This window comes from Xanthomonas sp. MUS 060 (genome assembly GCF_000963215.1).
GTDB lineage: Bacteria > Pseudomonadota > Gammaproteobacteria > Xanthomonadales > Xanthomonadaceae > Xanthomonas_A.
The window spans coordinates 1-5,990 of the sequence record NZ_JZIM01000048.1 but is presented as its reverse complement, the minus strand read 5'-3'; the positions used below and the strand labels follow the sequence as shown (position 1 = coordinate 5,990).

The following is a 5,990-nucleotide window of genomic DNA, read 5'->3' as shown; positions in this document are numbered from 1 at the left end:
CACCACCGCCATCCCCGGCATGGGTGATGACACCTACGACTTCATCATCCATCCCTATGCCCATGCGCTGGCGCTGAATGACTTGCAAATTGAGCTGAACGACACCACCGGCCGTTGACCGCCATCCCCGGCATGGGTGATGACACCTACGACTTCATCATCCATCCCTATGCCCATGCGCTGGCGCTGAATGACTTGCAAATTGAGCTGAACGACACCACCGGCCGTTGGTCCTACGCCAAGCAAATCTATGGCCATGCCTACAGCGCCCTGCGCGGCACACTCAGCGATCTGGTCGCCTTCGGCATGACCCGCAACGACCAGCACCACACCCTCGCTGCCATCGATGCCGATTGTCCCAATCCTTGCTGGGAATACACAGCCGCCTACGGTGGTGCCAATGCCGTGGACATCGCAGCTGATCCTGCGCGCCCAACGCAGACCACACCGTTGCTGGGCCTGCTTGCACCGCGTGCAGGCAACCGCTTCGTGTTCGAGGACAGACAGGCGCTACTCAACTTCGGGATCGCCACCAGTTTCGNTCAGCGATCTGGTCGCCTTCGGCATGACCCGCAACGACCAGCACCACACCCTATCTATGGCCATGCCTACAGCGCCCTGCGCGGCACACTCAGCGATCTGGTCGCCTTCGGCATGACCCGCAACGACCAGCACCACACCCTCGCCGCCATCGATGCCGATTGTCCCAATCCTTGCTGGGAATACACAGCCGCCTACGGTGGTGCCAATGCCGTGGACATCGCAGCTGATCCTGCGCGCCCAACGCAGACCACACCGTTGCTGGGCCTGCTTGCACCGCGTGCAGGCAACCGCTTCGTGTTCGAGGACAGACAGGCGCTACTCAACTTCGGGATCGCCACCAGTTTCGTTTCTGGCGGCCAACTTCGGGTTGAACGTGCCATCACCACCTACCAGCAAAACAGTTTCGGAGCGCCAGATAGCAGCTATCTGGATTCGGAAACCCTGCACACCTCGGCCTATGTACTACGTGCGCTCAAGAGCGTGATCACCTCGAAGTACCCCAGGCACAAGCTGGCCGATGACGGCACACGCTTCGCCGCAGGCCAGGCCATCGTGACCCCTGCGGTCATCAAGGGCGAGCTATGCGCCGTCTACGGCCAGATGGAGTACCTGGGCATTGTCGAGAACCTGGACACCTTCCTTCAAACAGCACCTGATCGTCGAGCGTGATCCAGGCGACACGAACCGCATCAATGTGCTGTTCCCGCCGGACTACGTCAATCAATTGCGGGTAAACAGCACCTGATCGTCGAGCGTGATCCAGGCGACACGAACCGCATCAATGTGCTGTTCCCGCCGGACTACGTCAATCAATTGCGGGTGTTTGTTCGCGGTGCTGAACCAGTTCCGCCTGCAGTATCCGACCAACCAGATCCTGAGCTGACAAGAGTCGACCATGGCACAACGCATTGCAGGCATCTGCTTCATCAAGATCGACGGCGCACAGTTCGAAATCTCTCTCTGGCGACATCGAAATCCCACTCACCGAATTCAAGCGCGAGGCCGTCATGGGCCTGTCTGGGCCGGCTGGCTTCAAGGAAACAGCACTGGAGGCGACATCGAAATCCCACTCACCGAATTCAAGCGCGAGGCCGTCATGGGCCTGTCTGGGCCGGCTGGCTTCAAGGAAACAGCACTGGAGCCCGCCCTACATCAAGGTGGTGGCGCTGTTCACCCCGGATTTCCCCGTGAATACCCTGCGCACCAACACCAACCTGACCGTGACCGCCGAACTGGCCAACGGTGTCGTCTACACGCTCTCCAACCGGATTTCCCCGTGAATACCCTGCGCACCAACACCAACCTGACCGTGACCGCCGAACTGGCCAACGGTGTCGTCTACACGCTCTCCAACGCATTCGTGCGTGGCGAGCCAAAAGCCAAACCGATTGAGGGCACGATCGAGATCGAATTCTCGGGAAGCCAAGGACAATGGAGTAACAACCAATGAGTGATCCAATCGCAACGCAGCAATCTCTCACGCTTCCCCTGAGCTACGCGGTGCTCGCACACGGCGAAGAAATCGACTGCCTGGTCCTGCGCCAACCCACCACAGGCGATGTGATTGACCTCGGGCAACCGATGCGACTACTCCCCGGCAATGGCATGGAAGAGCCTGCCGTGGAAGTACGCATGAATGTGGTCGCCCATTACGTGGCGCGACTGGCCGCCATTCCACTGTCCAGCGTCAAGGCGCTGTCGCTGGGTGATTTTGGACGCGCCACGCAGGCGGTGCTGGGTTTTTTCGGGGAGGACACAGCACCGCCGGATCGAGTGACAGCACCGCCGGATCGAGTGAGCAATTCACCGAGCGCGTCTTCGAACGAAGTCGCCTGGTTCTTCAAGACTTCCCCGCGCCACGTCCTGAGTTTGAGCCTGGCCGAATTCGAACTGTGGAACCAACACGCCGAGCGCATCGCACAGCGCCTGCAGGACAGTCCGTGATGCCCTCCCAATCCACGCCCCCTCATGTCTGATCGTTTCGAACTCAAGGCCATTTTGTCGGCCAATGCGCAAAGCCTCATCAATGCACTGAAGTCGGTCGAGGCTCCCGCACAAGCCGCGCGCAAATATCTCACCGACATCGGCAAGTCCGCCTCCGGTCTGGCCGGCAAGTTCGGTTTGCCCATCGGCATCGTCGGCAGCCTAGCGGCCGGTTTTGGCCTGGCCAAGGTCAAGGATGCGATACATGCCTATGCCGAGCTGGGCGAAGCCGTGCATCAGTCGCCTGGTTCTTCAAGACTTCCCCGCGCCACGTCCTGAGTTTGAGCCTGGCCGAATTCGAACTGTGGAACCAACACGCCGAGCGCATCGCACAGCGCCTGCAGGACAGTCCGTGATGCCCTCCCAATCCACGCCCCCTCATGTCTGATCGTTTCGAACTCAAGGCCATTTTGTCGGCCAATGCGCAAAGCCTCATCAATGCACTGAAGTCGGTCGAGGCTCCCGCACAAGCCGCGCGCAAATATCTCACCGACATCGGCAAGTCCGCCTCCGGTCTGGCCGGCAAGTTCGGTTTGCCCATCGGCATCGTCGGCAGCCTAGCGGCCGGTTTTGGCCTGGCCAAGGTCAAGGATGCGATACATGCCTATGCCGAGCTGGGCGAAGCCGTGCATCACGGTGCCACGCGCGCTGGCATGAGCGTGGAACAGTTTCAGCGCATGAAGTACGTCGCCGAACAAAACGGCGTGGCGGTCGAACAGATGGAAGGGGCCATGGGCAAACTCAACCTGACCCTGGGACGTGCGGCCAACGGACGGGGCAAGGAAGCGGCCGCACTGCTGACCCATCTGGGCATCGCCATGCGTGATGCGTCCGGTCAGTTGCGTTCGGGCATGGGCGTGCTGCCAGAGCTGGCCGACGCCTTCGTACGCAACGAAAATCCCGCCGTGCGTGCACGCATGGGAATGGCGCTATTCGGGAAGAAGTGGCAGGAAATCGTCCCGCTGCTGGAGGCCGGTGGCGAAGGCATCGAGCAAGCACAGGCACGCATGTCTCGCTTCAAAGGCGTCATGAGCGAGGAAGACATTGGTCGCTCGCGCGAATTCGCCAAATCACTGCGCGATCTGGAGATCGTCAGCAAGGGTTTCCAGATCATCATTGCCAAGAACCTGGTACCGGCGATCAAACCAACCACTGCTGGATGGATTCAACGACTGGATGGCGGCTAACAAAAAACTGGTGTCCACCGAGGTCGGTCGCATCGCCAAGGACTTGGGGCGTGGGTTGTCCAGCATCGACTGGCGCGGCATGGCCCGCAGTGTGCTGTCGCTCGGACACGGCATCGGCAAGTTGGTCGACTTCGTCGGTGGTCCGCGCAATGCCCTGATCGGTTTGGCGGTGGTAATGAATGCCCAGACCATCATGGCCCTGGGCGGATTGGTCGTCGCCGTCGGGCGCGCGGGGATCGCGTTGCTGGGGATGGCGGCCAGAGCCTATGTCGCCAGTAATGCAGCGCTCGCCGTCGGGCGCGCGGGGATCGCGTTGCTGGGGATGGCGGCCAGAGCCTATGTCGCCAGTAATGCAGCGCTGCTGGCTGTCGATGCTGCGCATGGGGCTGGGCGCATCACAGTTGGTCACCGGTCCGTTAGCGCTCTTGCGCTCGGGCTGGACACTACTGACCACCACTCGATGCTGCGCATGGGGCTGGGCGCATCACAGTTGGTCACCGGTCCGTTAGCGCTCTTGCGCTCGGGCTGGACACTACTGACCACCACGACCGTCTCCATGAGTGGCCTGATGTCCAGCGCCTTTGCCATGGTCGCCGGCGGCATTCGCGCTGTTGGTGCCGCCATGATGGCCAACCCCCTCGGCATCATCCTGGCCATCGCCTCGGCGGCCTGGCTCATCGTCGAGAACTGGGACACGCTGAAGAGCTGGTTTAACAGCTTCTGGAGCTGGATCAAGGCGCATGGCGAACTGATTCTCACCCACCTGCCTCGGTCCGATTGGCTGGATCGCCAGCACGATCATCCAGCACTGGGAGCCGATCAAGACGTGGTTCGGCGATTTCGTCCACTGGTTGTCGGACAAACTGAGTTGGATGGTCGATGCGGCCAAGTCCGTCGGTCATGCCTTCGGAATCGGTGCCGAGGACGAGACATCGGTGGCCCCCGCGCGCAGCCGTCCTTCCCGAGGCACGCCTTTTTCGTCGCTGACCTCGCCCGTTGCCGGCGAACGGCCCTCTTTGTTGGGGAAAGCAGCCGGCGGCACCAAAGTGGAGGGCCAGGTCAACATCAAGATCGATGGTCTGCCCGCCCGCCGGCTCACGCGTCGAGCAGGTCCGTGGCGGCACCATGCCGATCAATGTCGATGCCGGTTACAGCACGCATGCGCTGCTGATGCCATAGCAGGCTCACGCGTCGAGCAGGTCCGTGGCGGCACCATGCCGATCAATGTCGATGCCGGTTACAGCACGCATGCGCTGCTGATGCCATAGCACTACACGACTCTAATGGCCACGTATTCCGACGCGCTGCATCCAGCCTCCTTTCGTGGGATGGCCTTCCAGGTCAATGGTGCCGACTGCGGTGTCGGCCGCCGCGTGCAGATCCATGAGTATCCCCAGCGCGACACGCCCTGGGTCGAAGACCTCGGCCGCGCCACCCGCGAAATCGCGCTGGACGCCTTTCTGATCGGCACCGACTACATCGATCAAGCCAATGCCCTACTCTCCCTGCTGGAAACAGCCGGACCCGGCACGCTCGTGCATCCCTGGCTCGGGACGATGCAAGTGTGCCTATCGGCACCGGCACGCGTGCGCTTCGATGCAGCGCTGGGCGTGGCGACAGTGTCCTTGTCCTTCGTCGAGTCGGGCGAACTCACCTTCCCCAATCCGACCCGTTCCACCCAGGCAGCCAGCCGGCTTGCTGCCGATGGACTGGCCACTGCGGCGATCCAAGATTTCACGGACAACTTCACCGTCGCCGGCTTCCAGAGTTTCGTCGCGGCAGCCGCCCAAGGACAACTGGCCACCATGCTGGGGTTCATCGGGGCTGGCCAGAGCGCGCAAGTGCTGACGAATTTTTCCTCCCTCCGAAGCGACATCGCTCAACAATCTGGTCACCCAGGCAGCCTCTTTCCTGCGCGATCCAGCGATGCTGGGGCACACGCTGCTTAATGCCTTCGGCATGTCCGGCAGCGCAGGCACCATCGCGGCCTGGTCCAATGTGGTCAAGTTGCTCACCACAACGGCGGCGGCGAAGTCCATGCTCGCGCGCACCTCGATCATTGCGGCCACGCCCTCGCGCAGACAGATCGATACCAATGCCGGCGCGCTCTATAACCTGGGCAGACAACTGCTGCTCGCGCAGGCGGTGGGCATTTCGTCCCTGGTCGGCACTGAGCAGGACAGCGTGCAAGCCGGCATCAGCCAGCCGCAAGGCAGCACACCGACCATCCCACAGCAGGTCACCCAAGACAGGATGCTGGCGGCGCGCGACACACTA

The 5,990-nt window shown here is 61.7% G+C and carries 10 protein-coding genes; 9 read left to right on the top strand and 1 reads right to left on the bottom strand.

The features are described 5' to 3' along the window. Positions 1 to 132: 132 nt before the first annotated feature. The gene (locus XANALMUS060_RS21520) at positions 133 to 1,212 is read left to right on the top strand and encodes a phage tail sheath subtilisin-like domain-containing protein (RefSeq protein ID WP_052688244.1); all 1,080 of its coding nucleotides are present in this window, start codon (positions 133 to 135) and stop codon (positions 1,210 to 1,212) included. A 51-nt stretch (positions 1,213 to 1,263) separates the two neighbouring features. On the opposite strand, the gene XANALMUS060_RS21015 is transcribed toward XANALMUS060_RS21520, so the two are convergent. Next, on the bottom strand, positions 1,264 to 1,470 hold the full coding sequence (locus tag XANALMUS060_RS21015; RefSeq protein ID WP_052688243.1) for a hypothetical protein: 207 nt from the start codon (positions 1,468 to 1,470) through the stop codon (positions 1,264 to 1,266). A gap of 80 nt (positions 1,471 to 1,550) precedes the next feature. Here XANALMUS060_RS21015 and XANALMUS060_RS20760 point away from each other — a divergent pair, with 80 nt between their 5' ends. The 8 genes from XANALMUS060_RS20760 to XANALMUS060_RS16430 all read left to right on the top strand — a co-directional run. After that, positions 1,551 to 1,823: a phage tail tube protein gene (locus tag XANALMUS060_RS20760; RefSeq protein ID WP_161795467.1), complete on the top strand. Its 273-nt coding sequence runs from the start codon at positions 1,551 to 1,553 to the stop codon at positions 1,821 to 1,823. Beyond that, complete coding sequence (locus tag XANALMUS060_RS20755) at positions 1,820 to 1,993, top strand: phage tail tube protein (protein WP_161795462.1); 174 nt, start codon at positions 1,820 to 1,822, stop codon at positions 1,991 to 1,993. Before XANALMUS060_RS20760 ends, XANALMUS060_RS20755 begins: the two co-directional genes overlap by 4 nt. After that, the gene (locus XANALMUS060_RS17830; protein WP_052688242.1) at positions 1,990 to 2,487 is read left to right on the top strand and encodes a phage tail assembly protein; all 498 of its coding nucleotides are present in this window, start codon (positions 1,990 to 1,992) and stop codon (positions 2,485 to 2,487) included. Before XANALMUS060_RS20755 ends, XANALMUS060_RS17830 begins: the two co-directional genes overlap by 4 nt. 24 nt (positions 2,488 to 2,511) lie before the next feature. Then, positions 2,512 to 2,805, top strand: coding sequence for a hypothetical protein (locus tag XANALMUS060_RS16450; RefSeq protein ID WP_045739365.1), 294 nt, complete (start codon positions 2,512 to 2,514; stop codon positions 2,803 to 2,805). 101 nt (positions 2,806 to 2,906) lie between these two features. Then, positions 2,907 to 3,713 carry a phage tail tape measure protein gene (locus tag XANALMUS060_RS16445; protein WP_045739364.1) on the top strand — a complete coding sequence of 269 codons (807 nt, stop codon included), beginning with the start codon at positions 2,907 to 2,909 and terminating at the stop codon, positions 3,711 to 3,713. Next, the gene (locus tag XANALMUS060_RS16440) at positions 3,703 to 4,884 is read left to right on the top strand and encodes a hypothetical protein (protein ID WP_045739363.1); all 1,182 of its coding nucleotides are present in this window, start codon (positions 3,703 to 3,705) and stop codon (positions 4,882 to 4,884) included. Before XANALMUS060_RS16445 ends, XANALMUS060_RS16440 begins: the two co-directional genes overlap by 11 nt. Before the next feature lie 112 nt (positions 4,885 to 4,996). Next, the gene (locus tag XANALMUS060_RS16435; protein ID WP_052688241.1) at positions 4,997 to 5,662 is read left to right on the top strand and encodes a DNA circularization N-terminal domain-containing protein; all 666 of its coding nucleotides are present in this window, start codon (positions 4,997 to 4,999) and stop codon (positions 5,660 to 5,662) included. Continuing rightward, the coding region (locus XANALMUS060_RS16430; protein WP_045739362.1) for a hypothetical protein at positions 5,640 to 5,990 on the top strand (351 nt) is incomplete at its 3' end. The genes XANALMUS060_RS16435 and XANALMUS060_RS16430, both read left to right, overlap by 23 nt.

Coding starts and splice junctions, on each gene's coding strand:
- XANALMUS060_RS16445 (WP_045739364.1), top strand. CDS start 2,907: ATGTCTGATCGTTTCGAACTCAAGGCCATTTTGTCGGCCAATGCGCAA.
- XANALMUS060_RS16440 (WP_045739363.1), top strand. CDS start 3,703: ATGGCGGCTAACAAAAAACTGGTGTCCACCGAGGTCGGTCGCATCGCC.
- XANALMUS060_RS20760 (WP_161795467.1), top strand. CDS start 1,551: ATGGGCCTGTCTGGGCCGGCTGGCTTCAAGGAAACAGCACTGGAGGCG.
- XANALMUS060_RS17830 (WP_052688242.1), top strand. CDS start 1,990: ATGAGTGATCCAATCGCAACGCAGCAATCTCTCACGCTTCCCCTGAGC.
- XANALMUS060_RS16435 (WP_052688241.1), top strand. CDS start 4,997: ATGGCCACGTATTCCGACGCGCTGCATCCAGCCTCCTTTCGTGGGATG.
- XANALMUS060_RS16450 (WP_045739365.1), top strand. CDS start 2,512: ATGTCTGATCGTTTCGAACTCAAGGCCATTTTGTCGGCCAATGCGCAA.
- XANALMUS060_RS21015 (WP_052688243.1), bottom strand. CDS start 1,470: ATGAAGCAGATGCCTGCAATGCGTTGTGCCATGGTCGACTCTTGTCAG.